Raw genomic sequence first — 26283 nt, forward strand, 5'->3', positions numbered from 1 at the left:
AAAATGTTACATTAAAAATCAGCAATTTAATATTTTAATCAATATTAATGGTAAAATCTGAAACCTAAAGTCTCGCCGGTTCTACCCATTTGAATTGAAATGATTCTTGTGGAATCACCAATCTTTCAGAAATTCTAGCCATTCTAGCAGGTAATTTCATCAAATAATCTCTGGCTTTTTCGGCTTCGTCAGTCAAACTACCTATTTTATCGATTTCCCATTTCTCAATCAATTTTTGCATAATTGCTACATAATCATTTGCAGTATAGACGCCAATTCGTTGCGCAGAATCCGAAAAATGTTCGAAAGCAGAACTTATTTTTTGCCCTGATTCTCTCAAGAAATGCGCTGGCATCACAATTTTAGCTTTCATCATATATTGAAAAGCGAGCATCATTTCGCTTGGATCAATTTTGAAAATTTGGTTTACAAATTCGCTATAGGCAAGGTGATGACGCATTTCGTCTCCAGCAATCATTTTACACATTTTTGCTAATTTGGTGTCTCCATAACTTTTAGCCAATTGTGAAACTCGGTTGTGAGAAACATAAGTCGCCAATTCTTGAAAACTCGTATAAACAAAGTTTTTATACGGATCTCTACCAGTTCCAATGTCGAAACCATCACCAATAAGGTGTTGTGTTGTCATTTCGATTTCACGCATATTCACACGCCCCGAAAGATAAAGGTATTTATTCAACAAGTCGCCGTGACGATTTTCTTCTCCAGTCCATTGGCGAACCCATTTGGCCCAACCGTTTCTTCCTTCATTATCAACTCCTTCTACTTCCATCAACCAGTTTTCGTAGGTTGGCAAAGCTTCCTCGGTAATCATATCGCCTACCATAGCCACCCAAAAATCATAAGGTAAATCTTTGGAGATTTCTCTCAATTCTTTTATTTCTTCTAGAAAATTATCGCTTTCTGAATTGGGCAAAAAGTCTGAGGGTTGCCATATTTTTTCCACTGGAATCAAATATTGGTCAACATAGTGGCTAACGTTTTTCTCTAGAAGTTGCATTACTTCTAATCTTATGTTTTTAATTGACATCTGTATTTCTGGTTTATTGTTTCTTGGGCTTGCAATTTACCCAAGAATCTGCAAAGTTAGTATATTTTTAAAGTTTTATCCCTTGAACGATAGTATTTTCGGTTTTTTCTATTATTTCTTCAAAAGGATAGTCCTTTACCGCCATAGCATCGTGAATGGTAAAGGTAATAAGATTTCCTAAACCAAACGGAAAAGCACCAAATCTAAAAAACTTCCAAGAATTATTGATGGAAATGGGCACAACATAGGCCGAAGGCGCATATTTACACAATATTTTCAATCCGCTTTGTGCAAATTCTTTTGGCTTACCCGTTTTGCTTCTGGTTCCTTCCGGAAAAATGACTGCTGAACGTTTGTGTTTTTCGATGTATTCAGATAGACCTTTGATAATTGGAAGCGCTGTTTTTGGTTCTTTTCTATCAATTAGCACAGAGCCTCCGTGTCTTAAATTATAAGAAACGCTCGGAATTCCTTTGCCTAATTCAGCTTTGCTAACAAATTTTGGATGAAATTTTCGCAAAAACCAAATCATTCCAATGATATCATACATTCCTTGGTGATTGGCGACGAAAATGATCGGAACTCCAATTGGAATATTTTCTCTTCCCTCGATTTTGAAAGTAGTTCCTAAAACAAGTCCAATTTTCAATAAAACAAAGTTAAGATAATCAACACTTTTTTTGTGGGCTTGGTAGCCAAAAACAGTGAAACAAATCCACTGAATGGGATGAAAAATCACTAAAGTTAATAAGAACAATAGAATTGCAATAAAGGATATTGGATACGATATAATTTTTTGCATTGTATTATTTTTTGGTAAAAATAAGAAATATTTTTGGGTTTGAGCTATTTACAAAAACACCTAATTGTTACTATCAATTACAACTGTAATTTCAAAAACTGAATAACATAAAACAAGAATTGTAAAGCTATATTTTATAATTTAATCCCATCTACAATAGTTTTTTCAGTCTTTGCCATCAACTCATTAAACAGATAATTATTGACTTTCAGAGGTTTGTGGACTGTAAAAATTAGATGGTGTCCCAAACTTAATGCAAAGTAACCGTATTGATATACTTTCCAGGAATTGTTTATAGTTATTGGAACCACAAAGGCAGACGGTGCATATTTACATAATATTTTGAGTCCGCTTTGCGCAAATTCTTTAGGCTCTCCATTTTTACTCCGTGTACCTTCAGGATAAATAACTGCTGATCGTTTATGCTTTTCGATGTATTCTGCCAATGCTTTTATTTGTGGTATGGCTTGTTTGGGATTATTTCGATCAATCATTACACACGAGCCATTTCGAACATAATAGGAGAGACTTGGAATCCCTTTTCCTAATTCTTTTTTGGTAACAAAGGCAGGATGAAATCGACGCAAGTACCAATTCATTCCTGCGGTATCAGATAAGCTTTGATGATTAGAAACAAAGATAACTGGGACATTTTTTGGAATGAAATCCATGTTTTCAAAAGTATAACGGCAACCTAAAATATGAGAACATTTTAAGGATAAAAAAGTAACCAAATCAAACGTTTTTTTAAGTCCTTGGTATCCAAATATTTTATTACACAACCAAAGTATTGGTTGAAATGCACACATTACAATTAAAAAGAAAAAGTAATAGACTAGTGATATTGGAAACAAAAAAACTTTTTTCATTCATTTTGAATTTGGAACAAAAGTATAAAATAATTTTAGCGCTAGATTTTAATACCGCACAATTATGCTGTTTACTGTTTAATTGTACCTTTGCTTTCAAAATTATCCGAATAATACATAAATGAATTCCCCCTATGGCTCGGATATGAATAAATTTTCTCAGCTGCGATAGCGCGGAATTGCATTCCGTGCCCACAAAGTTGATCACATAAAACAAATCAAAAAAGCTTTATCTATAAAACGGCACAGCTTTTTTAAAAAATTGTTTTAGATTTGTTATTGTGGCTTACAGGAATGGGTACGGATTTCAAATCCGCGTTATTCTTGACAGGAACTATGTTACATATCTATTAATCGGGCCTAATAGACCTCGTTAAAATATTGAACTTAAATAAAACTAAATCATTATGAAAAAATTTCTAATTTTATTAGCTGTTCTTATTACTTATTGGTCAAATGCTCAAATTGCTGATTCGAATTCCTACTTAAGTGATTTGAAATCAAAAATGCAAATAGAATGGCCTAAAAACAAAACGATTAACATTGTTTTTCACGGACATAGCGTTCCTGCAGGATACTTTAAAACACCCAATGTAAATACACTACAAGCTTATCCTAACTTGACGCTAAAAAAACTAAAGGAAATCTATCCATTCGCAGTTATAAACATAATCGTTACCGCCATTGGTGGAGAAAATTCAGTTAAGGGAGCGCAACGTTTTGAAAGGGATGTATTGATTCATAAACCTGATCTAATAATGATTGATTACGGTTTAAATGATCGTAAAGTTGGATTAGAAAAAGCATATTCCGCTTGGAATGTTATGATTAAACAAGCAAAGGAACAGGGAATTAAAGTTATTTTGTTGACACCTTCACCAGACCAAACTGTCAATTTTGATAATCCTGAAAATGAGTTGAAAAAGCACACCAATCAGATTCGTAAGATTGCAACTGAAAATCAAATTGCATTGGTCGACAGTTATAAAGCTTTCGAATTTCTATATTCAGACAAAGTACAACTCAGCCAATATATGTCTCAAGTCAATCATCCAAATGAACGAGGACACGAACTGATTGCTGACGAATTAATAAAATGGTTTAAATAGAGCCCGCCGCTTGCGGAACGCGCAAATACTTAAATTTTTAAATGCTGTTAATTTTAGAATTAAACCATTATTCTTAACAATTCACACATAATGCCACATTAAAATTTTTGGTTAAAACAATACCAACTTGAAACATACTCGTAATTCAACACCACCATTAAATTCAAAGAAATTCCCAATACTACTGTGCTACAATCTGATATGTGCCTGCACCAATAGAAAACGACCCATTTTTTATTTTAACTTTTACTAGCTTATTGGATTTCATATTCTGAACAACACACGAAATTTTACTGTATTGTACAGGAATAAATATTTTGGTTTTAGCATCTTTGGGTATTTCTACATTGAGATAAAAACGCTCGTCTTTTACTTCCCAATTGGATGTAATAATACCTTTAGGTGATTTATAAGAGCATTTAACCCATTTTAGATCCCCAACAGGTTTTGGTGCAATAATAATATTGTTATAAGCAATTGAATTTTCTGTTTGTGAAATTCCTCCAAGTCCGCTATAAAACCATTCCATTAGATGGCCAAGCATCATGTGATTATTAGATTCTGTTTTAATTGCAGTCCAGCTTTCAGTAAGCGCAGTTGCCCCTTCTTTTATATTGCATCCATAGCCTGGAACATCTGACCTGTTATTCATTTTAAAAAGAATATCTGATCGACCATTAGCGCTTAATACACTAACTAAAAAATGATATCCTACGTCGCCAGTAGTCAGTCGATACTCATTTTTAGCAATTGATTCAACAAGATTTTCAAATACTTTTTCTTTATCACCATCGGGTATTAAACCCATATAAAGCGCCATTGCATAAGCGGTTTGGCTGCCCGTTGAAACAACGCCTTTTTCTGTATTGTAAAACTTTTCAATAAATGCAGATTTTAGTTTTGTAGACAATTCATTATACCGTTTAACTTCTTCTTTCTTTTTTAAAATCACTGACATTTTTTCAAGCAACTTTAAATCGTAATAATAAATAGCTGTTGCAGTAATTGCTTTGGGGGTTAATTGTGATTCGCCAGGTTTTTTTGGGCCAAGATCATACCAATCGCCTAATCCGTAATTCAGGATATTATCTTTCGTTCTGCTTTGTAGATAGCTCATATATTTTTCCATCATAGGATATGCTTTGGCCAATACTTCTTTATCACCATACCATTTATATACTAACCACGGAACAATTACTGATGCGCTGCCCCATTCGGGCGAGTCTCTAAATCCTTTATTATAAGTAAACTGATGATATTCGGGAGCAGTGTTCGGCACCAATCCATTGTCAGTCTGAGAATCTATCATGTCGTCGACAATCTTAGAATAAAAAGTGTGAATATCATAATTGTAATGCATTGAAGCGCCAATAAGGTGGGGTACTTCAAGCCATCCCAATTTTTCCCGATGTGGACAATCAGTTGCAACACTGGCCATATTGCTTTTTATGCTCCAGTTGATGAGTTCAAATATTTGATTAAAAAGTGTATCTGAACAAGTAAAAGAACCTACTACAGGGGCAGAATTGCGGGTATGAAGCATTTTTAATTCGACAATTTCAGTTTTTGTAGTAGCACCTTCGGGTTCTATAATTTCTACATCGGCATACCTAAAACCATAATACGAAAAAATTGGCCGCCATACTTCCTCTTCACCTCCTTTTAGAATGTAATTATACTCATAACCAATACCACTACTAACCTGAGTTACATTGCCATCGTTGTCAAGTAGCTCACTAGGTTTAATAATTACTTTTGCGCCTTTGTTTCCTTTTACTTTTAATTCAATAATTGCTGAAGCATTTTGTCCAAAATCATATATTTTCCGTCCTGTTTTTGAGGCGGTACTATTTTTTGGTTCAAATGTCTGCATAATCTTAAGTGGATTATCTTTTTCAGGGAAAAGTTTTCCTATTGCATCTTTTAACACCACTGAATTATTCCATTGAGAATCGTTAAATCCAACATCGTTCCAGCCCATTTGCTCCAACCTTGCATCATAATCTTCACCACCATAAATACTTGAAAATGTTATAGGCGATGGAGTTACTTTAGTTGTAGCATCGGAACTGATATTTTTAATTGTTCCATCTTTTAATTCAATGACAATATTAAAAATTAGTCGGGGATAACCGTGAGCAATAACCATCTTGCGGTAGCGTTCGCGATTTACATTAAAAAAGCCATTTCCAACTAGTACTCCTATAGCATTATTTCCCTTTTTTATTTGTTCAGTGATATCATAAGTATTGTACAAACATCTTTTTTCATATAAAGTCCAGCCAGGCGCTAAAAATTGGTCTCCAATGGTTTTGCCGTTTACAAATAATTTATAATGACCAAGGCCGCTGATGTAAATTGTTGCTTTTTTAACATCGTTCGGTTCATAAAGGTCTTTTCGAAACATGGGAACAATTGAACGTTCAATTGCCTTATTGCCTAATTTATCTCCTTTACCGTGCACGGCGGGCACAACTTTCATGCTGTTATCTAGCTCTGTCATCCCAATCCATTGGGCTTTATAAAAAGGATCGGTATTGGTAGTTTTACTTTGAAAACCCATTAAAAGCAACGCTGCCATTGATAATATTGATGTTAGAAAACTTTTCATGGTTAAAAATGATGTTAAAATAATGTTATACAAAACTACTAAAAAAGAGACGGCGATTTAATTCTAAGATTTTTCTTGATTTTGACCTCTAAACGTCTCCCAGAATATCACAAACGTAACATTTTATTCCTAAATAATTACTAATGTTACTGTTTCTCTTGCAAAAAATCTATGATTCAATAAACATATAAGAGAGAAATAAACTGACAAGTATCTGCAAGTATTTCTGTCACTTAACGAATCAATTTTCATAGTTGCAATGTCAAAATGAAAATGCTCCAATTGGTAATCGTTTATCCACGTTGAACTGCTCTGCTAACAGTACCGCTTTACATTAGAAAACAAATTGCAGCATTTGCAACGCGGCTCAATATCTAAAAATCAACTTTTGCACATGTTTTTTTTTTAGATTTAGATTGTACCTTTGCGCCTTAAGATCTATGTTATTTTTCAAAACTAAATGAATTTCACTTATCCAAAAACCGAAAAGCTTAAAAGCAAAATCACAATAGATTTGCTTTTTTCCAAAGGCAAATCTGTGTCCAAATATCCTTTGCGACTGGTTTTTGTAGAAAGTGATTATGGCATTCCCGAAGATTCAGACCAAAAGTTAAAAATGGGCGTTTCGGTTTCTAAGAAATACTTCAAACACGCCGTAGATCGCAATTATTTCAAGCGAGTACTTCGCGAAACCTATCGATTGAACAAACACATCCTGATTGATAATTTGGACAAAAAATATGCTTTTATGTTTTTTTACCAAACAAAAGAACGATTGTCTTACGAAGAAATCAACACCAAAACCATTCAACTCTTTGAAAAGTTTGTTTCAAAGTTGAAAAACGAGGAATAGCGTTTTGTTTTTACTTAAATGTTGATATTCATAAATAATTCCTACTTTAGTGCTTTAAAATTTAGCCAACCCTAATTATGACTTCTCTTTTCAAAAAAAAATACATTCTTCCTGTTATAGCTTCGGCGTTTTTGTTTGTAGGCGTTAGTTTCAAAGACGATTTTTTTGAAATTGCCAAGCAAATCGAAATATTCACAACGCTTTTTAAAGAACTCAACAAAAACTATGTCGACGAGACTAATCCAGGCGATTTAATGGATAAATCTATTAAGGCAATGCTGGCAAGCCTTGACCCTTATACTGTATATTTTAACGAGCAAGATGTAGTTAAATTCAAAATCAATAACACAGGTGAATACACCGGAATTGGCGCTATAATTTCTCGAAAAAATGATAAGTTAATCATTCGCGAACCTTACAAAAATTTTGCTGCCGACAAAGCAGGTTTAAAAGCGGGTGACGAAGTGATTCAAATAGGGGATATCCTTTTATCTGATTTCAAAGATGACGCTTCACAACTTTTTAGAGGAGCTAAGAACACCAAAATCGTGGTTAAATACATCCGTCAAGGTAAGACCAGCACTGCTCAAATTGTTCTAGATGAAGTAGAAGTGAAATCGGTGCCTTTTTTTGGAAAAATAGATGACAAAACAGGTTATATTGTTTTGGCACGTTTCAATCAAAAAGCATCCTATGAAACTAAACAAGCCTTGGAGCAATTAAAAAAAGAAGGTGCCGAGAGAATTGTTCTTGATGTACGAGGAAATCCCGGAGGACTTGTGAATGAAGCGGTTAATATTTGTAATTTATTTGTTCCTAAAAATGAAGTTATTGTAACTACAAAATCAAGAATCGAGAAACACAATAATACCTATAAAACCAACAAAGACCCTGTAGATACTGAAATTCCGTTGGTGATTTTGGTTGATGGAAAAAGTGCTTCGGCGTCTGAAATCGTTTCAGGAGCTTTACAGGATTTAGATCGCGCCGTAATTATTGGCAGTCGAAGTTTTGGAAAAGGATTGGTGCAAAAACCCATTGATTTGACTTATGGAACCCAATTAAAAGTCACCATTTCTCGTTATTACACACCTTCGGGAAGATGTATTCAAGCATTAGATTATGCCCACAAAGACAAAAATGGAATCGCCATAAAAACCGAAGCTAAAAATTATAACGCCTTCAAAACCCGAAAAGGAAGAACCGTTTATGACGGCGGTGGTATTCAACCCGACATTGAGTTGGAAGAGGCTAAATTGAGTCCGATAACCGAAGCTCTGCAAAAAAACGATGGGATTTTCAATTATGTGACTGATTACTATTATAAAAACCCTAATCTTGGCAATACTATCCCTACGGTTTCAGACGCTGACTTTTTAGATTTTAAACAGTTTTTAAAAACCCAAAAATTTGCATTCGATACGGAAACAGAACTGGCTTTGAAAAACACTTTGGCCGTTGCCAAAAAAGATAAAATTGACGAAAGTATTGCCGCTGAATACCAGCAATTATTTTTGGCGCTTCAAAAAAGTGAAGAAAATTTATTGGATAAAAATAAAGCGGAAATCAAAAATTTAATCGTTGACGAAATAATTAAACGTTACCAATATCAAGAAGGTTTGTATGAATATTATCTTAAAAATAATTCCGCAATCAAGAAAGCAACCAGCGTTTTGAATAGTAGCGCTCAATATAAAAACATTTTGAAAATGTGATGAAAAACGGGTTTCAAATACTTATTCTCTTTTATTTTTGCTGTCTAACAGCTCAAGAAAATAGTGTTCAATCCGTATATTTTGAGGTTGATAAATCAGTTTTAAGTCAAGTCGAAATACAGCAAATGGAGAAGTCGTTTGAAACCATCGATTTTTCAACTTGTAAATCTATTCGTCTCTATGGATATTGTGATGACCGAGGAAGTATTGAATATAATGATAAATTGTCAAAAAGCAGAGTCACTTATATTCAAAAAATATTAATTTCTAAAGGGGCTGAACCAAAGAAAATTTTTATAGCCGAAGGTCGAGGTGAAGTAACTTTAGAAACAGACACCCTAAATAATTTGGAAGAAATACGGTATAAAAACAGACGAGTTGATATTATCTTTGAAAAAGAGCGTGATTATTATACTTTTCCTGAAGATCCAAAAATTGGAGACGTTGTGATTTTAAAAGGCGTTACATTTGACATAGGTTCGAGCGAACTATCAGCAAATGCAAAAATAGAATTAGACCGAACTGTCCTTTTATTGAAGAAACACAAGTCGGTACGTTTCGAAGTCAAGGGCCACGTTTGTTGCACCTCGGGTAAAAACTCTGATGCAATAGATAAGGAAACTCAGGACAGAGATCTCTCTGGAAATAGAGCTAGAAATGTATTTATGTATCTCCGCTCTAAAGGAATAAGTCCTTATAGAATGTCTTACAAAGGTTATGGAAATCGTTTTCCGCTAGGAAAGGAAGCCGCTCAAGATAGACGGGTGGAACTTTATATAACTCAATTATAAATAATCTTCATAACTTTATTTTTGTAATTTTGTGAAAACAAATGCCTCTTATTTATGAGTACTTTAGAATTAAAAAATGAACTACATCAAATTATAGACAACAGCGACACGAATCTGGTAGAAGGTTTTTATGCCATTATTACTGCTTATATCGAAAAATCGAAAAATAGCCAAATGATTGCCGAATCGGAAGAAGATATTAAGTCCGGAAGAATACATAACCAAGATGAAGTTCGAAAAATAATAGAAAGTTGGAAAGAATAATTAAACCCGTTTTCTGGACTACTAGAGCAATTAAGGATTTAGAAAAAACAACTCGATTTAATGCCTTGTTGTATGGTTTTAAGAAAGCGGTGCAATTAGCTATCAAAATCCAAAAAGGCACTGAAATATTAGAAAATCCAAAGTATGACTTTAGTGAAATAGGTCAAATAGACACTGAATTTACTCACTTAAAAAGAAATTACAGAAAACTTATTGATGGTCATTGTAAAATAACCTATCGTGAAGGGAAAACAAAAATTTATATCAACAGAATTTTTGACACTAGACAAAACCCGAATAAAAACAAATAACTATTCCCTTTTCATCTTAATATGCGGAATATCATCTTCTAAATACATTTCGCTTGTTTGCACGAATCCGTGACTTTCATAGAATTTTTTAAGATATAATTGGGCACCAATGGTAATTTTGTTTTCGCCAAAATGCGATTTGATCCCAGCAATTGCTTCACGCATCAATTCGTGGCCCCATTTATTATCACGATAATTAGCATCAACAACCACCCTTCCTATCGAAGCGTTATCAAAAGTAATTCCTGATTTGAAAAGCCTTGAATAGGCTACAATTTTACCTTCGAATTCGCCAATAAGATGCAATGCTAATTTATCTTTTCCATCCAAGTCGAGGTAAACACAATTCTGTTCTACCACAAAAATTTCGCTTCTTAATTTCAAAATATCATAAAGCTCGTTTGTCGAAAGAGTTTCGAAAGGCTTAATTTTCCAATGTATTTCCATATTACTTTAAAATAACTACAGATTTTATTATAGACTCTAATTCGTGCATTAAATCCCGCTCTTTTTTAGATGGAGAATAGCAAAATCCTTCTAAAATCAAAATTCGGTTGTGTGGCTCATCTACAATCGCATAATTGACAAATGGACCGGACATAAAATCATTTTTCAACTCCCAAGTTCCCTTAGTTTCATAAGTTTCTTTGCCGTTTAGCTTCAATTTAAAGAGATATGGAGAATATCCTTCTTCGGTCATCATTGGTGTGTTTAATTCGGCACCACTAATGTATAAATTGCCAATAGAATCTCGTATTCTGATAATATTGGTAATAGTAGTAGCATTATTTCTAATCGACTTTATGGGAACTTCATATATCAAAAGGCTACTGTTTCCGCTGATGATTTCTTTTTTCAACCAAAGAAATTTATTTTTTTGAAGTGCGTACGAATACCCATAAGGAACTTCTAAAGCAATTTGGAATTTGTTTCTAATAATTATCGGATTAATCAAGGATTGTCTGTTGATTCTTTGACTTTCGGCAATTTCCGTTTCCTTAATGATTTGAATGATTTTAGATGTGTGTTTTTCAATGATTTCAAGAATGTCTCCATTAGTCTTTCCAGAAATATGAAACACGTTCTGAGGCGACGCGTATTGATTTTTTTGTATTTCAAATAGGGTTTTTTTGTCCTTTTTCACTACTATAATCGTCCGGCTATCGGTCATAAATCCTTCCATCAATTTTACAGGATATTGATTTATAGTAAAAAGAGGTTCTTCTTGAGGCAAGCCAATAACTGGTGAAGCAAATTTGTTTCGAATGCTTTCGCCAATTTCCCCGTTCCACAATTGATCGTCAATAATTACAGAAATTGTGTTCGTTTTCCCAGTGGCATTTCGCGGTAAATTATCTTCTTTTTTTTCGCAAGAAAAAAATAAAAATGGTAGTAAGGATAAAATTAAAACAAGGTTTTTATTCATTATAATCTAGTTACAAATGATACCATTCACAAAAAAACAGTGTCAATATAAAAACCCAAATGTAGAAAAGTTTAGGGTATTATCCGTTAATTTTTAGTTTCATTCCAGGTTTAAGTTCCTCCCCGTTTATGTTGTTCCATTTTTTAATATCTGAAATACTTACTCCAGGATATTTTTTTGAAATACTGTATAATGAATCTCCTTTTTTAACTAGATAATCGTTATTTTTATTTTTTGACGCTAAAGCTAAACTTTCTTTTTTGTCAAATGTGTTAGCAACGGTATTGTTCTCAATCGCCACTTCACTTTTAGCCACAATCAAAGAATTTCCAATTGCTATGTTATTATCTTGCAAATTGTTCCATTGTTTCAAATCATCTATAGAACTGCCGAATTTTTTTGCAATATTTCCAAGATTGTCTCCCTTTTTAACAATATATTCAACATTTTCTGTCTTAGTTGTTGAAGCGATTACTTCCACTTCATTTGCTTCAATTTTAGCTACTTGCAAGGACATTCCCAATTGAATAGGAGCATTAGAAAGGTGATTCCATTCTTTGATTTCAGCGACAGAAACATTGTTCTTTTTAGCGATACTAGTCAAATTATCTCCTTTTTGAACTACATATAAAGAAACACCCGACGTTGATAAAGTATCGGTTATACCACTTTTAGTTGCCTTATCGTCCTTATTAATTTTGTTTTCTGACGCAGCTATATGCTGATTATTTGATTTAATTTCTACCGGAACAATAGTAGTTTTCGATTCTTTTTTAACCGTTTGTGCTACACTTTCATTTGTCATTATTTTTAAACTTTTTCCACGGGCAACAGTACTTCCTTTCAGTCTATTCCATTTTTTGATGTCAGCAACCGTTACGCTATATTTATCGGCAATTTCACTCAGATTATCACCTTTTTTTACGGTGTAATATTTAGTTTTTGGGAGGGTAACTCGTTGCGTTGAGTAATTTAGTGTATCATTCAAGACAATGGCTTGTTGAACCCGAAACGGTTTTTCGCGAAAATCTAAATCACGTTGTACATACGCATAAATCTTGTCTTCGTTTGAGACAAAAACGGCAATTTTATCCTTTGGTAATCTTAAAAAATGATTTTGATCCCCATAAACTGGAACCACATTCATTTTATAAGAAGGGTTTAAAAGTTGTAGTTGAGCCACAGGAACATCGAGCAAATCCGATATTTGTTTGAAAGACATTTGCTTTTTAATCATAATTGTATCAGTAGCAAAATGTTGTACTAAGGCTCTTTCAGGCTTAATTCCGTGTTCTTTACGGTATTCGTAAATGTACATTGTTGCTAAAAAAGCAGGAACATATCCTTGAGTTTCTTTAGGTAGATTTTTTCTTATATTCCAATAGTTTTGTTGCCCTCCCGAACGACGAATTGCTTTAGCAACATTGCCTGGCCCAGAATTATAAGATGCCAAAACCAAATCCCAATCGCCAAAAATGGTATACATTTTACTCATATATTGGGCTGCCGCTTCACTCGATTTTAACGGATCGCTGCGTTCGTCAACATAGGAGTCAATTTTTAAATTATATTGCTTCCCTGTTTGATACATAAACTGCCAAAGTCCAGTTGCCCCCATTCTGGAAACGGCTTTTGGATTCAAAGCAGATTCTACAATAGCCAAATATTTTATTTCCAAAGGCACATTTTCTTTGGACAAAGCCTCTTCAAACATTGGGAAATAGTATTCTGAAATAGCCATCAATCGGCCAAAAGATTTTTTTCTGTTCTTTAAAAAAGCCTTAATAATGTTTTCTAAACCAGGATTGTATTCAATATTAAAAGGGGATTTTGCGTCCATTGCTGCCAGTCTTTGTTTGAGCAATTCGGTAGGCAATTCATAATCTACTTGTTCGTCGATATTGATATTTTTTATATCGTCAGAGAGGTCATTAAATAAATCGAGGTTTGTTAATTCCTTCAACCAAAGACTGTCAACACAAGAAGCGAGATCGTCTTTTAAAAAAGTTTTTTTGATGGAATCTAAATAAAAGTTTTGGGTTTCTGTTTTTGTAATCGGTTTGTTTTCATAATACTTTTGTGAAAAAGTTTGAATTGAAAAAAACAAAAAAAGGAGTGGGGCTATATTTTTTATTTTCATATTTTTATAATTAACATATTATGCAACAAACAATTATAAAAAATTGTTTGCTGCAAATCTAATAGGTATAAACTATAAATTTCACTAAATATTGTTAAAAACGCATTTATTAGTCCAAAATTGCTGCAATTCCAGGTAAAATCCTACCTTCTAGCATCTCTAGCATCGCTCCTCCACCAGTAGAAACATAACTTACTTTGTCTTCAAAACCAAATTGTTTCACCGCTGCGACTGAATCTCCTCCTCCTACAAGTGAGAAAGCTCCGTTTGCAGTAGCTTCAGCAATAAAATTACCTAATTCGATGGTTCCGTTAGCAAAAGTTGGCATTTCGAAAACGCCAAGTGGTCCGTTCCATAGAATGGTTTTTGACTCTAAAATTACTTTTTTGAAGGCTTCCAATGATTTTGGACCGGCATCTAAACCTTGCCATCCATCAGGAATTTCACGAACATCAACAATTTTAGTATGGGCATCATTTGAAAACGCATCTGCAGCAACAACATCAACAGGAATGTGGATTTGAACTCCTTTTTCTTTGGCTAATCTCAAAATCTCTAAGGCTAATTCTTGCTTGTCATCTTCGCAAATAGACTCGCCAATATTTCCGCCCAGGGCTTTCACGAAAGTAAAAGTCATTCCTCCACCAATAATCATATGATCAACTTTATCCAAAATATTCTCAATAACTGTAATTTTCGATGAAACTTTTGAACCTCCAAGTACTGCTGTAACTGGTTTCTGAGAATCTTTTAAAACTTTGTTCAAGCTTTCGATTTCTTTGGCTAATAATAGTCCAAAACATTTAGATTCTGGAAAAAACTGTGCAATAATAGTAGTTGAAGCGTGCGCTCTGTGGGCTGTTCCAAAAGCGTCGTTGACATAAATATCGCCAAATGAAGCTAATTCTTTTGCAAAAGCAACATCTCCAGCCTCTTCTTCTTTATAAAAACGTAGATTTTCTAACATTAAGATTTGTCCCGGTTTTAAATTTGCCACAGCTTTTTCAGCTTCACTTCCAATACAATCGGGAGAAAAATAAACGATTTGACCCAAAATTTCAGTAGCCTTTTCTATAATATGCCCCAACGAATATTTTCTATCAACTCCTTTTGGCCTTCCCAAATGAGACATTAAAATAACACTTCCACCATCAGCAATAATTTTGTCGATTGTTGGTTTTGCGGCTTCAATACGGGTAGCATCTGTCACATTGAAATTTTCGTCTAAAGGGACGTTAAAATCAACACGGATTATCGCTTTTTTGTTTTTGAAATCGAAATCGTTAATAGTTTTCATTGTCTATTTTTTTATTTTAGTTTAAATTTTGAATATTGCTACGCAAAGATACTATTTTTTGATTAGCAATAAATTCAAAATTGCCAAATAAAGACTGGTTTTTCTGGAGAGCCCAACGTGGCAGTATTATTTGTCATTGCTTCGCCAGTTCGAGTAAAGCTCTCGTGTCCGTAGGAATCTATACTCAATTGCGTTGAGACTCTTTCAGAGTGACAAACTTGGTGGACGCACTGGATGGGCAAAAAGATTGGTTTCGTTGTAATTGCTTCTCCAGTTCGTTTATCATTCTGAAAGAATCCCTGCTTTTGTGCGTTGAGACTCTTTCAGAGTGACAAATTGGGTGGACAAATTGGACGGACAAACTGGATGGACAAAGAGAGTGGTTTCGTGTTTGCCAAGTCTTACAGCGGACTGGAAAACAAAAAAACACGCAAACTTGCACAATACAAAATCATTTCGTAATATTTGTATTTTACAAACGTTCTTTTACATAAAAATTTGAACTAAACCACAAGACAAAAGCAGTTATAGGGTGTTGTTGCCTTCATAACTAGCTGGAAGATAGGAAATTCAAAAGGATGCTTAGCAGCATTACAACTGAAAAGGCAAATAGCAAAAGCGGTCATTAAATAGACAAGGTAGGGATACCAGTTGAAGTTTTGACTAATTGCGTTATCAAACAAAGCCATAATACAAAAAGTAAGTTTTTAATACACCATTTGTCACTCTGTAAGAGTCTCGACTCTTACACCACGATAAATGATTGTAACCTTTTTACCAAAACCTGAAGCTTGTTGAACACAAACAATACTGTAAAAATAGAACACCATAACTATAAACCAAGAAACAGCAAATTATTATTTTTTTTGAGCAAGTTTGTCTGATCCTATTTGTCACTCTTCATTTGTAATTCCGTAGGAATCTCAAAATTTGTTGACAAGAGGTTGATGGGATGCTTACAGCATGACAAACTAACCACAAAATTTGTCACTCTGTAAGAGTCAAAAAAACATATATAATACTACCAAAAGTAATACACGCTGTGTATTTTAGTTATTTAATTATAATTATCATGAAAAATCTTAAAAACCGATTAGCTACCTGACTCACCATCGCGGGTGTAGCAACCACACAAGCACAACAGGTCCTCAAAAGAATAACAGATAATGCAAGTGCTACCACAGTAGAACTTTTTGTACTCCGTAATGGTACTTCATTACCAAACACTACTGGAGAAAAAAACATCGATACAGGAGCCTCTGATAATTCTGGTAATGTAATAGCATATAATCCAGCTATAGCAAATAGTTATACTGATGATAATGCAGTAACAGGTGAAACACAAAAAGATTCTGAGCAAGTCGGAAATGGCACTTTCATGTTTAGAGATAATACTGTCAAAACAAGTAATAACAGAAATTTCATAGCTAGGTGATGATCATGAAATACGCTCAATCTCATTGTCCCGCAAGAAGATGGACGAGCAGACAGTACACAAGACAACAATACTCTGAGCGATATGATGTATTCCAAATTTACTCTCCCAAAGACTCTCAATGACGGTAGTCCACTACCAGATGGACTCATAGTAATATGTGCTTCTCGTAGATGAGCAGATATCAATACCTGAGCAACTGCTATTTCAACCAAGCGCATAGGTTTTCAACGAAATCAAGCTAAAAATTCATGGATATCAATTGCTGTAGATCCTAATTGAAATTCGTTTGATAATCTCCAAGAGATAGGACCAGATGGGAACTTGGGAACTGATGATTTCGTCACTACTCCAGCTCCAGAACTCATGATGTATCCAAATCCTGCTCACGAATCTATCGCCTTGGACAATAACAATGATATACCATCTGAGACCCTCGATGTAGAGATCTACGATACTACTGGTAGACAGGTGATAGGGTATGGTAGTTATAAAGAAGGAGAACTTCTCGATATCAGTATGCTAGCAAATGGTCACTACATTGTCAAAAGTACGAGCGAGGATAAAAAGACTACAACCAAAAAACTTATCAAAAACTAATTTCTCCCCTGTGTCATTCCGGGCTTGGTCTTGTGTCATTCCGGGCTTGGTCCGGAATCTCTCGATATTAGTTTAGCAAACCCACCCCACCCTCACCCCAAGAGTTCCTCAAGAGGATTTCCTTTGGTCACTTGCTTCGCAGCGCCCTTGACAGGGAGGAGAAGTCCTATGGATGTTTCCCCTGCGACGCAGGGCTAGTCCTCTTGAGGACAAGGGGAGGTAAGAGGGGTTTGCTCAAAAAACAATTATATCACAAAAACAAAAAAACGGAACTCTATCTATCGTCAGGTAGTGTTTTTTTTTGATTTCTATCAAAAAAGTATTACACTCTATGTATTGTTAGTAACTCGTCATTGCGAGGCACGAAGCAATCCACTAACAAAACTCGTCAATTGATGCAATCCACAAATCTATCGTCATCCTGACTAAGGAAGGAACCAGTCTATTAGTATTCAGTTGAATATATAATGACTAGATCGCTGCGTTGCGCAATGACACCCAAACAGTATTACTTTTACTCTTTATTATAACCACACTCATGAAGACTACCACACACTTTAGTTCAAAAAACTCTGCTCTTGTACTCGGTACAGTATTTACATTATCAATAATAGGAGCAGGTGTCACTCTAGCACAAGGATTGAATATCCCAACCAATCTATCAAATGCAGTCATTACTATCCAAAAGATTTTTCTCTCATCAAGTTGAGTAGATACAAACACTAGTGCCACCAGAGCTAAAATATGGCTCGATGGTACTGATGGTAGTATCTCTGGAGCTGGTAATTTTACCGTAGGATGAGATCTCACTTTTACAGATCCTAAATACGACTGTCCTGTATGATCTTGATGTATGCTCAAAGTCGATCCAACAGGTAAAGTCATCGTCTCAAATACTGGAGCAAATGATGATGGTGTCTTCAAAAGAACTTCTGGCGCAGGTAACGAAAGAAATATTTTTCTGGCAAAAAAAGATGGTTCAGAATCAGAAGTTGGGGCTGATTTCAATACACAGTCAGTATTAAGAGTAGGTGCAACGGACAATAATATAAACGCCTTTGACCCACCTTCAAAAACTGATACCGCAATGATAGTAGCTGGTACAGTAGAATCTCGTGGAGGTCTTCTTATACGTAAAGAAAATAGTGCATCTTTGGGTAATCAAGGAAATAATCTTAAAGCAAAACTATCTACTAATTATACAGAACTTGATGTGAATACTGAAGCTGGTATTGTAAATATGACATCCAGGTATATTACTTCTTCAGATCAAAATACTTCTTTTAAGTTTTCTGCAGAAGGTGCTTCTACCAAACTTGGTATCAATACTACTGGTATACCACAAGCGACACTTGATGTCGTAGGTAATGCAGCGGTAGCTGGTAATACTGCTGTCAACGGGACACTCTTGCTCGGGATGGATAGTGCTGACCTTGAAGATCCAGATCTAGGAGGTACAAGATCTATACTCATCGGAGGTGGAGTAGAATCTCGTGGTACTCTCTCAGTAAAACAAGCTAATAACGGAAGTACATCTACTGCTATAGATCAGAGTTCAAACTATACTGCACTAGATATCTCTACCAACAATGGAAACATAAACTTTGGCTCTACAAAAAAAGCCGCAATCAATACTCGATTACCAACCACATACTCGTTTACAAATGACTATACCTCTAATGTAAAAGTAGGTATCAACACTGCTATTGCAAACAAGACCCTCGATGTAGCTGGAGATGCTGCTATCACTGATTCACTCACTATAGGATTTGCATCTACTGAAAGTGCTGGGACAGACAAGCTTAAGATCAACGGAAACACAAGAGCCGATGCGTACTATTACAATTCTGATCGTAGATACAAGTCAGATATCGAAGTTTTGACTTCTCCTCTTGCGAATCTTTTGAAGATCTCAGGATATAGTTACTATTCAAAATTGGAGAAAAAAGATACACTCGGAGTGATCGCACAAGAAGTAGAAGCAGTCTATCCAGAACTCGTCCTGACTGATGCCGATGGTTACAAATCAGTACAATACGGAAACCTCATAGCTCCTATCATCGAAGCGATCAGAGAACTCTCTACTAAGATCGATAACCTCTTTACTCTCTATGTATCTCAACAAGCGAAGATCGACACCTTGGAAGCAAGATTGTTGTTATCGATAGAATAAACTTGACGAATTTGATTTGACAAGTTTGAAGTTTCAATCAGCATTCAGTAGTGTTTGTCACGCTGTAAGCGTCTCAACACACGAGAGTTGAGATTTTTTAAGAATGACAAATGAAACTAGAAAGTGTTTGTCTACTTATTTTTAGTACTCAGGTTTGTCATTCTGAAAGAATCCTTACCAAGTTGCGTTGAGACTCCTACGGAGTGACAAATTGGACAGATTATCGTCTCAAAACAAATCATTCAAGAAATTCAATTCTGGATTGAATTCTTTTATCAAGTCTAACTTTTTCTCACGATTAAGATTCTTAATTTCTTTTTCACGAGCAATCGCAAGTTGTATCCAACCGAAATGTTCGTAGTAGAGCAGAAATTCTGAATTGTATCGAGCTGAGAAACTAGTAGGATTTTTCTTCTCTTTGTGTTCGATCAGTCTTCTTTTCAGGTTATTGGTAACACCTGTGTAAAGGACTGTTTTGTTTTTGTTGGTAATGATGTAAACATAGAAATTGTAAATGCCTTCGGTGTATTCTATCATTTTTTATCAAAATTAAGTAATAGTTTTGAATTTAAATTTTCAATACTACTGTTTGTCATTCCGTAGGAATCTCTGCCAAGTTGCGTTGAGACGCTTACAGCGAGACAAAGCTGGAGTCGAAGGTTTGATGAGACTCCTACAGAGTGACAAAGTTGGTGTATTTAGTTTATTCCTTTTGAAATGATGCCTTTGTCTTGCAAATTCCTCCGTTTAGAGACGCTCATTGCAGCAATTTCTTCGGCGGTGTATTCCCGATAAATCGTGTTTACTCCTTTTTTGGACGCTTTTTCTTTTAATTTTTGCTTAACCTCTTTTCGCTTTCTGTCTAATTCTTGGGCTTCTTTTTCTATCAACTGTCTTCGCACTGCCATTTTTTCTTGGTGTGTTTTGTTGCGAAGCAAATGTTTTTCTTGTCGAACCTGTTTTACTTGCAGTTTTTCAACTTCTAAATTTTCTTTCCTGATTTTTTCGTTTTCGATATAAACTGGACTTTTTGTTAGCTTTTTCTCAATTTCAATTGTAATATGCTTCAAAGCAGCAGTAATTGCTTTCTTTTTGGCATATTTAAAACTAATAGAACTGGCTAAACCAATTACTTCATCATTCAAGAATACTTCGATTTTGTTGGTTTTATCATCGCTAATTGTTGTAATTAATTTTGGTTTTTGATTGAATTCTTGTTTGCACAAAAACACCAATTTGTCCCATTCGTTTTTATGTTTGTAAACACTTGGCAACAAATGATCTGCCGATGCAATAAATTGATTAAAAACGAATTCTTGCAACTGTTCTTCTGAGGCATTTTCTACTATATAGCCTAATACAGCGTACACAAAAATATGTTTCTGTTGATCGATTTGGGCTGTACTGGCTATTCTCACTTTAGAAATCTTCCATTTTTCGTAGTAACTTTCTAATCGTTTTTGGCTTAGTAAATTGCCCAAATAGTGTTGGAGTTGTGTTCCAGTTCCTGCAATATTTTCAAAAACCCAAGTAGCTACGATTCCTCTATAAGCAAATTGCCCCAAGAAAACGTATCTTGAATTGTTTTTTTCAGAAAAACTATTATGCGTCAAAACAGGGATTAAATCTTTAGTATTCGACTCAATCTCGTAACGCGATAACAACTTTAATAATTCATTCATAAAGAAAGTATCTTTGTTTAAATAGCACGCCCGCCTGGAATCGAACCGGGACCGAGGGGTTGGAAGCCCCAGTACAGCACCGAAAGCTGTTGTGCTGCCTTTACACTACGGGCGTGTTTTTGAGCAGAATGCGGGAATCGAACCCGCTCCTACGTACTGGAGGTACGTCGCAAGCTCTGAAGGCTTGTGTGCAACCATTACACTAATTCTGCATTTTTTTAGTCTTCTTCAAAAACATCAATAATTGCAATTTTCAAATCAGGAAATAATGGACTTTGGATATTTTCGCCTTCGGTTTGTGGTTTTAAACCAATGTATTTTCCGTTGACCAAAGTGTAAACAAAAATAATTTTTTCGACAGGTTCTACAATCCAATATTCTAAAACACCTGCTTCTTCGTACAATTTGAACTTAGTATCTACATCGTGTTTAGAATTGTTGGGAGATAAAATTTCTATCATCAATTCAGGCGCACCATTACAACCTGCATCATCTAGTTTACTTTTGTCACAAACTACACAAATATCTGGTTGCACTACTGTTGTATCTTTCTTTTTTGACGGAATGGGTAATCGAACATCAAAAGGAGCAAAATAAACATTGCAAGAATGTTTTATAAATGCATTTAAAAAAATACCCGTAATATTTCGTGCTACCACTTGATGAAATCGGTTGGGTGCAGGACTCATTTGCCTGATGAATCCTTTGATTAATTCTACTCGTTCAGAAAATTGCCAAAGCAAATAGTCTGAATAAGTATATTCTTTTGTTAAATCAAGGTCAGAAAAATTGGTTACCGTTGCCATAATGGGAATATTTAGTAACAAAATTAGTTTAATTTTTCTTCTTTTCAAGTATTTCTTTGTTTTTGTAGGTTTTGAGCAACAAAAACCCTGCAATTAGTTTTTTAAAAATTTTTAGAACGTTTCTTTTTAGAAATTTTAGAAACTAAATTTTAAGGTCTAGTCCATTTTATCCTATATTTGCCCTATGCAGTTTTCAGAAATTTTAGGACAGGAACACATCAAAAATCATTTGACACGAAGTGCCGATTTGGGAAGAATTCCCCACGCACAATTGTTTGTTGGTCCCGAAGGATGTGGCACTTTGCCTATGGCGATTGCCTATGCGCAGTATATTTTGTGCAATAATCAAAACGGGGAAAACGCTGGTGCGAATGAAAGTTGCAATTTAAAATTCCAAAAAATTGCGCATCCAGATTTGCATTTTGTGTATCCAACTGTAAGCACTGAAGATGTCAAAACAAAACCCAAAAGCATTGATTTCATAGCGGATTGGAGGCAGTTCATACTTGAAAATCGGTACGGAGGTTTGTTCGATTGGTATTCTGTTTTAGGAGTTCAAAACAAGCAGGGAGAAATTCGGGTGGATGATGCTCAGGAAATCCTAAAATCGTTGGCCTTAAAATCCTACGAAGGCGGTTATAAAATTATGATTGTTTGGATGGCCGATAAAATGAATACCGCCGCTTCCAACAAGTTGTTGAAATTACTCGAAGAACCACCAGAAAGAACAGTTTTCATTCTGATTTCTGAAAGTGAGGAAGATATTATTCAAACGATTCGTTCGCGTTGCCAAGTTTTGCATTTTATTGGATTGAGTGAACAAATTATTTCAACAGCTTTGGTTTCTCGTGAAAATATTGAACCAAAATTAGCCACAAAAATCGCGCATCAAGCGCAAGGAAATTACAACAAAGCCTTGCATTTGCTCCTAGACGATAATGACGAATTTCCGTTTGAACAATGGTTTGTGGTCTGGGTTCGTGCCGCTTTTCAAGCCAAAAAAAATGCCGCCGTTATTGCGGATTTAATTCAATGGAGCGAACAAATAGCCGCTTTGGGAAGAGAGACCCAAAAGAAATTCTTGCAATATTGTATCGATATTTTTCGTCAGGCGTTGTTGCACAATTACGAAACGCCGAGTTTGATTTATATGGAACCCACGGTTGAGAATTTCACAATTGCAAAATTTGCACCTTTTGTCAATGGAAACAACATTCACGAAATATTTCAAGAATTGTCCGACGCAATTTACCACATAGAGCGCAACGGAAATGCTAAAATTATTCTAACCGATTTATCTATAAAGCTCACTCGTTTAATCCACAAAAAATAAGAATATGAACAACGCTGCCTCCATTTTGCTGTTGGTTTTTTTGGCCATCACTTTTATACAATCGGGTTATGACAAACTGTTTTATTGGAAAGACAACCTCGATTGGTTAAAAGGGCATTTTGCCAAAACACAACTCAAAAATCTGGTGCCTTTAGCCTTGGGACACATTCTAGTGTTGGAATTAATTTCTGGTGTTTTGTGTATCGTGGGTTGCATCGAATTATTGGTAAGCAACGGAAGAACTTTTGGTTTGTATGGCGCTGTTTTTTCAAGTATCACTTTATTGATGTTACTTTTTGGACAACGATTGGCCAAAGATTATGACGGTGCCAGAACAATTGTTATCTACTTTATTCCGGCCGTGATGGCGGTCTATTGGCTAAGTTAGAAAAAGGTTTATCATATAAGACATATAAGGTCGTTAAAGGTTGGTTTACAAACTAATTAATGACTTACATACTCGAAATAGACTTGTAGTTTTGCTCAACAAAAAGTACAATACTTTTTATTACAACAAACTTAATTGACCTTATATGCCTTATATGGTTAAAGAATACATAAAAAATGACTTCAAAACATCCTTCTGAATCTTTGACTGTATTGACAGATTTGGTTTTACCAAGCGAAACCAATGCTTTGCACAATCTTTTTGGTGGCGAATTATTAGCTCGAATGGATCGTGCGGCCAGTATTTCTGCAGGAAGACATTCGCGAAGAATTGCGGTGACTGTTTCTGTAAATCATGTGGCTTTCAACAAGGCAATTCCTTTGGGAAGTGTTGTCGTTATTGAGGCAAAAGTAACAAGAGCCTTCAAAACTTCAATGGAAATTTACCTCGATGTTTGGATTGAAGAGCGCGAATCCGGCGAAAGAATCAAGTCAAACGAAGCCATTTATACTTTTGTTGCTGTTGATGAAACCGGAAAACCCGTTGAAGTCCCTCACATCATTCCCGAAACCAAATTAGAAGAATACCGTTATAATGACGCCTTGAGAAGAAAAGAGTTGAGCTTGGTATTGGCTGGAAAATTAAATCCTCACGATGCAACGGAATTGAAGGCGTTGTTTGTGTAAAACACACTTGTCTATTTCAATGTTTTAAATATTTAAAAAATATACAGAAAAAACACATTGCTTGTTCCATAATTAGTTAACTTTGCTTCATGGAAAAAATCAGACAAATTCTATATTATAAAAAGCACTTTGAGGATTTCTTTGAAAAGCAATCCGAAAAAGTGAAAGATAAAATAGATGAAGTCCTTTTTTTAATAACTGTAATTGAAAGAGTTCCAAGAAAATTCCTGAAACACATAGAAGGAACCAATGGTCTTTATGAAGTTAGAGTAGAACTTGGCAGCAATATTTATAGAATATTTTGCTGTTTTGACGAAGGACGCTTGGTAGTATTGTTTAATGGTTTTCAAAAGAAAACGCAAAAAACACCAAAATCTGAAATTGATAAAGCCGAGAAATTAAAAGTTGAATATTTTAATGAAAAATAAAATGGAAACAAAGATAAAAAACACAACAACATTCGAAGAACATTTGGACAAACGTTATGGTGAAGTAGGTTCTATAAAACGTGCCGAATTTGAAATTAAAGCCAAAGCTTTTTCAATTGGCGAAATGATTAAAGAAGAAAGACTTCTGGCTCATTTAACTCAAGAACAGCTTGCCGAAAAAACAGGAACTAAAAAAAGTTTCATATCCAGAATTGAAAACGGACATAGCGATATTCAACTTTCAACATTGTACAAACTTTTAGAAATTGGACTAGGGAAAAAAGTGACTTTTTCTTTTAAATAGAATATGTAACGGAAAACCATTGAGCTTGGTCTTGGCAGGTAAATTGAATCCGAAAGATGCTCAGGAATTGAGGGCGTTGTTTGTGTAAAAACCATAAAATTAAAACACAGATTAATTTAAAATTGAGTTTAACTTATTTTATGTATTTTTGGTAATACTTTTTTCAAAAAATGAGACTAATAGAAAAACTAAATAAAGATATATTAACTTTATGCAAAATGCACAAGGTCAAATCTTTGTATGCATTTGGGTCTGTTTTAACGGATAAATTTAATGCTGAAAGTGATGTCGATTTAATAGTCGATTTTGAACCCATTGACGTTTTAGAATATGGCGACAATTATTATGATCTTAAATTTTCTCTCGAAAATATTCTAAAAAGAAACGTTGACTTACTTGAAGAAAAAGCCATCAAAAACCCCTATTTTAGAAAAACAGTAAATCAAAATAAAAAATTGATTTATGGATGATACTATTAAAACTTGGCTTTATGATATTTTGGGTTCTATAAACGAAATTGAAAGCTATTTTGTTGATACTCCTAAATTGTTTGAAGTGTATCAAAATGATTTGAGAACAAAACGAGCCGTAGAACGAAATATTGAAATTATTGGCGAAGCAATGAGCCGAATTCTTAAAGAAGACAACCACATTCAAATTTCAAATTCCAGAAAAATTGTTGACGTTCGAAATCGAATAATTCACGGTTACGATTCTGTTTCAGATGATGTAATTTGGGGAATTGTGATTAAAAACTTGCCCGTTTTACAAAAAGAAGTTGAAGTTTTATTAGGAGAATAAAAACCCGAAAAATTAGAGAATTTAAGGTGTTGTTTGTGTGAACAATTTAATCTGTTAATCAATATTAAAAATGAAGTGTTTATTTTATTGGTTACTATTCATCGGGATTCAGATGCAAGCACAAAATTGCATTCCAACCATAGATGCATTAGAAAAGAAAAACCAAGAATGTCTTGACAAAGGAGTAAATATGCTTAATTGCTCTCAAAACTATTATATTCAAATGGATAGTTTATTAAATGTTGTTTACAAGAGGATTAAAGGAGAACTAAATAGTCATTCCTTAAAAATGAATTAACAATTTGATTGTTAATAACTTGTGATTAAATTCAGTTGAAAACAGTACTTTTAAATCGCCAAAAAGTGTATATTTCGGTATAAAAAAGTGGCAATATGTTAGGCAAAATA

27 protein-coding genes and 1 tRNA gene are annotated in these 26283 nt (G+C 34.6%); 16 read left to right on the plus strand and 12 right to left on the minus strand.

The genetic code is table 11. The annotated features are described in order from the left end of the window. Positions 1-64: 64 nt before the first annotated feature. The 3 genes from RMO83_RS04865 to RMO83_RS04875 form a co-directional block, all read right to left on the minus strand. Positions 65-1051 carry an acyl-ACP desaturase gene (locus RMO83_RS04865; protein ID WP_310558555.1) on the minus strand — a complete coding sequence of 329 codons (987 nt, stop codon included), beginning with the start codon at positions 1049-1051 and terminating at the stop codon, positions 65-67. Between the two features lie 67 nt (positions 1052-1118). Beyond that, entirely contained in the window at positions 1119-1853 is a 735-nt protein-coding gene (locus RMO83_RS04870) for a lysophospholipid acyltransferase family protein (protein ID WP_310558556.1), read from the minus strand. 134 nt (positions 1854-1987) lie between these two features. Then, complete coding sequence (locus tag RMO83_RS04875) at positions 1988-2722, minus strand: lysophospholipid acyltransferase family protein (protein ID WP_310558557.1); 735 nt, start codon at positions 2720-2722, stop codon at positions 1988-1990. A 407-nt stretch (positions 2723-3129) separates the two neighbouring features. On the opposite strand from RMO83_RS04875, the gene RMO83_RS04880 reads away from it, so the two are divergent. Next, positions 3130-3831, plus strand: coding sequence for an SGNH/GDSL hydrolase family protein (locus RMO83_RS04880; protein WP_310558558.1), 702 nt, complete (start codon positions 3130-3132; stop codon positions 3829-3831). Positions 3832-4012: 181 nt separating this feature from the next. Here the strand turns inward: RMO83_RS04880 and RMO83_RS04885 are convergent, their stop codons facing one another. Beyond that, positions 4013-6442, minus strand: coding sequence for a family 78 glycoside hydrolase catalytic domain (locus RMO83_RS04885; RefSeq protein WP_310558559.1), 2430 nt, complete (start codon positions 6440-6442; stop codon positions 4013-4015). 460 nt (positions 6443-6902) lie between these two features. On the opposite strand from RMO83_RS04885, the gene rnpA reads away from it, so the two are divergent. From rnpA to RMO83_RS04910, 5 genes are all read left to right on the plus strand, one after another. Continuing rightward, on the plus strand, positions 6903-7295 hold the full coding sequence (rnpA, locus tag RMO83_RS04890) for a ribonuclease P protein component (protein ID WP_310558560.1): 393 nt from the start codon (positions 6903-6905) through the stop codon (positions 7293-7295). Positions 7296-7372: 77 nt separating this feature from the next. Beyond that, positions 7373-9010 (plus strand): S41 family peptidase, encoded by a 1638-nt coding sequence (locus tag RMO83_RS04895; protein WP_310558561.1) that lies wholly within the window; start codon positions 7373-7375, stop codon positions 9008-9010. Continuing rightward, complete coding sequence (locus tag RMO83_RS04900; protein WP_310558562.1) at positions 9010-9801, plus strand: OmpA family protein; 792 nt, start codon at positions 9010-9012, stop codon at positions 9799-9801. Before RMO83_RS04895 ends, RMO83_RS04900 begins: the two co-directional genes overlap by 1 nt. 54 nt (positions 9802-9855) lie before the next feature. Continuing rightward, positions 9856-10065 carry a hypothetical protein gene (locus tag RMO83_RS04905; RefSeq protein WP_310558563.1) on the plus strand — a complete coding sequence of 70 codons (210 nt, stop codon included), beginning with the start codon at positions 9856-9858 and terminating at the stop codon, positions 10063-10065. Continuing rightward, the gene (locus RMO83_RS04910) at positions 10053-10376 is read left to right on the plus strand and encodes a type II toxin-antitoxin system RelE/ParE family toxin (RefSeq protein ID WP_310558564.1); all 324 of its coding nucleotides are present in this window, start codon (positions 10053-10055) and stop codon (positions 10374-10376) included. Before RMO83_RS04905 ends, RMO83_RS04910 begins: the two co-directional genes overlap by 13 nt. Here RMO83_RS04910 and RMO83_RS04915 read toward each other — a convergent pair whose 3' ends face one another. The 4 genes from RMO83_RS04915 to RMO83_RS04930 form a co-directional block, all read right to left on the minus strand. Further along, on the minus strand, positions 10377-10823 hold the full coding sequence (locus tag RMO83_RS04915) for a GNAT family N-acetyltransferase (protein WP_310558565.1): 447 nt from the start codon (positions 10821-10823) through the stop codon (positions 10377-10379). Between the two features lies 1 nt (position 10824). Beyond that, positions 10825-11802 (minus strand): DUF4837 family protein, encoded by a 978-nt coding sequence (locus RMO83_RS04920; protein ID WP_310558566.1) that lies wholly within the window; start codon positions 11800-11802, stop codon positions 10825-10827. Between the two features lie 79 nt (positions 11803-11881). Continuing rightward, positions 11882-13942, minus strand: a complete 2061-nt coding sequence (locus RMO83_RS04925) for a LysM peptidoglycan-binding domain-containing protein (RefSeq protein WP_310558567.1) — start codon at positions 13940-13942, stop codon at positions 11882-11884. 109 nt (positions 13943-14051) lie between these two features. Further along, positions 14052-15239, minus strand: a complete 1188-nt coding sequence (locus RMO83_RS04930; RefSeq protein WP_310558568.1) for a phosphoglycerate kinase — start codon at positions 15237-15239, stop codon at positions 14052-14054. Between the two features lie 1804 nt (positions 15240-17043). Here RMO83_RS04930 and RMO83_RS16980 point away from each other — a divergent pair. Together RMO83_RS16980 and RMO83_RS04935 are read left to right on the plus strand one after the other, a co-directional pair. Continuing rightward, positions 17044-17274 (plus strand): T9SS type A sorting domain-containing protein, encoded by a 231-nt coding sequence (locus tag RMO83_RS16980; RefSeq protein ID WP_409024998.1) that lies wholly within the window; start codon positions 17044-17046, stop codon positions 17272-17274. 853 nt (positions 17275-18127) lie between these two features. Further along, on the plus strand, positions 18128-19447 hold the full coding sequence (locus RMO83_RS04935; protein WP_310558569.1) for a tail fiber domain-containing protein: 1320 nt from the start codon (positions 18128-18130) through the stop codon (positions 19445-19447). Positions 19448-19675: 228 nt separating this feature from the next. Here the strand turns inward: RMO83_RS04935 and RMO83_RS04940 are convergent, their stop codons facing one another. From RMO83_RS04940 to RMO83_RS04955, 4 genes are all read right to left on the minus strand, one after another. Then, a complete protein-coding gene (locus RMO83_RS04940; protein ID WP_310558570.1) occupies positions 19676-19984 on the minus strand; it encodes a GIY-YIG nuclease family protein in 309 nt (102 codons plus the stop codon). A 161-nt stretch (positions 19985-20145) separates the two neighbouring features. Next, positions 20146-21129: a hypothetical protein gene (locus tag RMO83_RS04945; RefSeq protein WP_310558571.1), complete on the minus strand. Its 984-nt coding sequence runs from the start codon at positions 21127-21129 to the stop codon at positions 20146-20148. 25 nt (positions 21130-21154) lie between these two features. Continuing rightward, positions 21155-21244, minus strand: a tRNA-Arg gene (locus RMO83_RS04950). A 103-nt stretch (positions 21245-21347) separates the two neighbouring features. Beyond that, a complete protein-coding gene (locus RMO83_RS04955) occupies positions 21348-21935 on the minus strand; it encodes a Uma2 family endonuclease (RefSeq protein ID WP_310558572.1) in 588 nt (195 codons plus the stop codon). Positions 21936-22119: 184 nt separating this feature from the next. Between RMO83_RS04955 and RMO83_RS04960 the strand changes: the two genes are divergently transcribed. The 8 genes from RMO83_RS04960 (at position 22120) to RMO83_RS04995 (ending at position 26173) form a co-directional block, all read left to right on the plus strand. Further along, a complete protein-coding gene (locus RMO83_RS04960) occupies positions 22120-23268 on the plus strand; it encodes a DNA polymerase III subunit delta' (protein WP_310558573.1) in 1149 nt (382 codons plus the stop codon). Between the two features lie 4 nt (positions 23269-23272). Further along, positions 23273-23656, plus strand: a complete 384-nt coding sequence (locus tag RMO83_RS04965; protein WP_310558574.1) for a DoxX family membrane protein — start codon at positions 23273-23275, stop codon at positions 23654-23656. Positions 23657-23832: 176 nt separating this feature from the next. Next, complete coding sequence (locus tag RMO83_RS04970) at positions 23833-24342, plus strand: acyl-CoA thioesterase (RefSeq protein WP_310558575.1); 510 nt, start codon at positions 23833-23835, stop codon at positions 24340-24342. Positions 24343-24431: 89 nt separating this feature from the next. After that, a complete protein-coding gene (locus RMO83_RS04975; RefSeq protein ID WP_310558576.1) occupies positions 24432-24770 on the plus strand; it encodes a type II toxin-antitoxin system RelE/ParE family toxin in 339 nt (112 codons plus the stop codon). A gap of 1 nt (position 24771) precedes the next feature. Then, positions 24772-25074 (plus strand): helix-turn-helix domain-containing protein, encoded by a 303-nt coding sequence (locus RMO83_RS04980; protein ID WP_185964804.1) that lies wholly within the window; start codon positions 24772-24774, stop codon positions 25072-25074. A 170-nt stretch (positions 25075-25244) separates the two neighbouring features. Beyond that, positions 25245-25544 (plus strand): nucleotidyltransferase domain-containing protein, encoded by a 300-nt coding sequence (locus tag RMO83_RS04985; RefSeq protein ID WP_310558577.1) that lies wholly within the window; start codon positions 25245-25247, stop codon positions 25542-25544. Beyond that, positions 25537-25875, plus strand: coding sequence for a HepT-like ribonuclease domain-containing protein (locus RMO83_RS04990; protein ID WP_310558578.1), 339 nt, complete (start codon positions 25537-25539; stop codon positions 25873-25875). Before RMO83_RS04985 ends, RMO83_RS04990 begins: the two co-directional genes overlap by 8 nt. 70 nt (positions 25876-25945) lie before the next feature. Beyond that, on the plus strand, positions 25946-26173 hold the full coding sequence (locus RMO83_RS04995) for a hypothetical protein (RefSeq protein WP_310558579.1): 228 nt from the start codon (positions 25946-25948) through the stop codon (positions 26171-26173). Positions 26174-26283 lie beyond the last annotated feature (110 nt).

This window comes from Flavobacterium sp., from assembly GCF_031423415.1.
Lineage (GTDB): Bacteria > Bacteroidota > Bacteroidia > Flavobacteriales > Flavobacteriaceae > Flavobacterium.

What these genes read in the sequence shown, in the direction of transcription:
- RMO83_RS04985 (WP_310558577.1), top strand. Translation starts at nt 25,245, where the DNA reads ATGAGACTAATAGAAAAACTAAATAAAGATATATTAACTTTATGCAAA.
- RMO83_RS04925 (WP_310558567.1), bottom strand. Translation starts at nt 13,942, where the DNA reads ATGAAAATAAAAAATATAGCCCCACTCCTTTTTTTGTTTTTTTCAATT.
- RMO83_RS04940 (WP_310558570.1), bottom strand. Translation starts at nt 19,984, where the DNA reads ATGATAGAATACACCGAAGGCATTTACAATTTCTATGTTTACATCATT.
- rnpA (WP_310558560.1), top strand. Translation starts at nt 6,903, where the DNA reads ATGAATTTCACTTATCCAAAAACCGAAAAGCTTAAAAGCAAAATCACA.
- RMO83_RS04945 (WP_310558571.1), bottom strand. Translation starts at nt 21,129, where the DNA reads ATGAATGAATTATTAAAGTTGTTATCGCGTTACGAGATTGAGTCGAAT.
- RMO83_RS04930 (WP_310558568.1), bottom strand. Translation starts at nt 15,239, where the DNA reads ATGAAAACTATTAACGATTTCGATTTCAAAAACAAAAAAGCGATAATC.
- RMO83_RS04865 (WP_310558555.1), bottom strand. Translation starts at nt 1,051, where the DNA reads ATGTCAATTAAAAACATAAGATTAGAAGTAATGCAACTTCTAGAGAAA.
- RMO83_RS04935 (WP_310558569.1), top strand. Translation starts at nt 18,128, where the DNA reads ATGCTCAAAGTCGATCCAACAGGTAAAGTCATCGTCTCAAATACTGGA.
- RMO83_RS04990 (WP_310558578.1), top strand. Translation starts at nt 25,537, where the DNA reads ATGGATGATACTATTAAAACTTGGCTTTATGATATTTTGGGTTCTATA.
- RMO83_RS04970 (WP_310558575.1), top strand. Translation starts at nt 23,833, where the DNA reads ATGACTTCAAAACATCCTTCTGAATCTTTGACTGTATTGACAGATTTG.
- RMO83_RS04980 (WP_185964804.1), top strand. Translation starts at nt 24,772, where the DNA reads ATGGAAACAAAGATAAAAAACACAACAACATTCGAAGAACATTTGGAC.
- RMO83_RS04955 (WP_310558572.1), bottom strand. Translation starts at nt 21,935, where the DNA reads ATGGCAACGGTAACCAATTTTTCTGACCTTGATTTAACAAAAGAATAT.
- RMO83_RS04960 (WP_310558573.1), top strand. Translation starts at nt 22,120, where the DNA reads ATGCAGTTTTCAGAAATTTTAGGACAGGAACACATCAAAAATCATTTG.
- RMO83_RS04870 (WP_310558556.1), bottom strand. Translation starts at nt 1,853, where the DNA reads ATGCAAAAAATTATATCGTATCCAATATCCTTTATTGCAATTCTATTG.
- RMO83_RS04920 (WP_310558566.1), bottom strand. Translation starts at nt 11,802, where the DNA reads ATGAATAAAAACCTTGTTTTAATTTTATCCTTACTACCATTTTTATTT.
- RMO83_RS04875 (WP_310558557.1), bottom strand. Translation starts at nt 2,722, where the DNA reads ATGAAAAAAGTTTTTTTGTTTCCAATATCACTAGTCTATTACTTTTTC.
- RMO83_RS04915 (WP_310558565.1), bottom strand. Translation starts at nt 10,823, where the DNA reads ATGGAAATACATTGGAAAATTAAGCCTTTCGAAACTCTTTCGACAAAC.
- RMO83_RS04880 (WP_310558558.1), top strand. Translation starts at nt 3,130, where the DNA reads ATGAAAAAATTTCTAATTTTATTAGCTGTTCTTATTACTTATTGGTCA.
- RMO83_RS04905 (WP_310558563.1), top strand. Translation starts at nt 9,856, where the DNA reads ATGAGTACTTTAGAATTAAAAAATGAACTACATCAAATTATAGACAAC.
- RMO83_RS04895 (WP_310558561.1), top strand. Translation starts at nt 7,373, where the DNA reads ATGACTTCTCTTTTCAAAAAAAAATACATTCTTCCTGTTATAGCTTCG.
- RMO83_RS04885 (WP_310558559.1), bottom strand. Translation starts at nt 6,442, where the DNA reads ATGAAAAGTTTTCTAACATCAATATTATCAATGGCAGCGTTGCTTTTA.
- RMO83_RS04975 (WP_310558576.1), top strand. Translation starts at nt 24,432, where the DNA reads ATGGAAAAAATCAGACAAATTCTATATTATAAAAAGCACTTTGAGGAT.
- RMO83_RS04995 (WP_310558579.1), top strand. Translation starts at nt 25,946, where the DNA reads ATGAAGTGTTTATTTTATTGGTTACTATTCATCGGGATTCAGATGCAA.
- RMO83_RS04965 (WP_310558574.1), top strand. Translation starts at nt 23,273, where the DNA reads ATGAACAACGCTGCCTCCATTTTGCTGTTGGTTTTTTTGGCCATCACT.
- RMO83_RS04900 (WP_310558562.1), top strand. Translation starts at nt 9,010, where the DNA reads ATGAAAAACGGGTTTCAAATACTTATTCTCTTTTATTTTTGCTGTCTA.
- RMO83_RS16980 (WP_409024998.1), top strand. Translation starts at nt 17,044, where the DNA reads ATGTATCCAAATCCTGCTCACGAATCTATCGCCTTGGACAATAACAAT.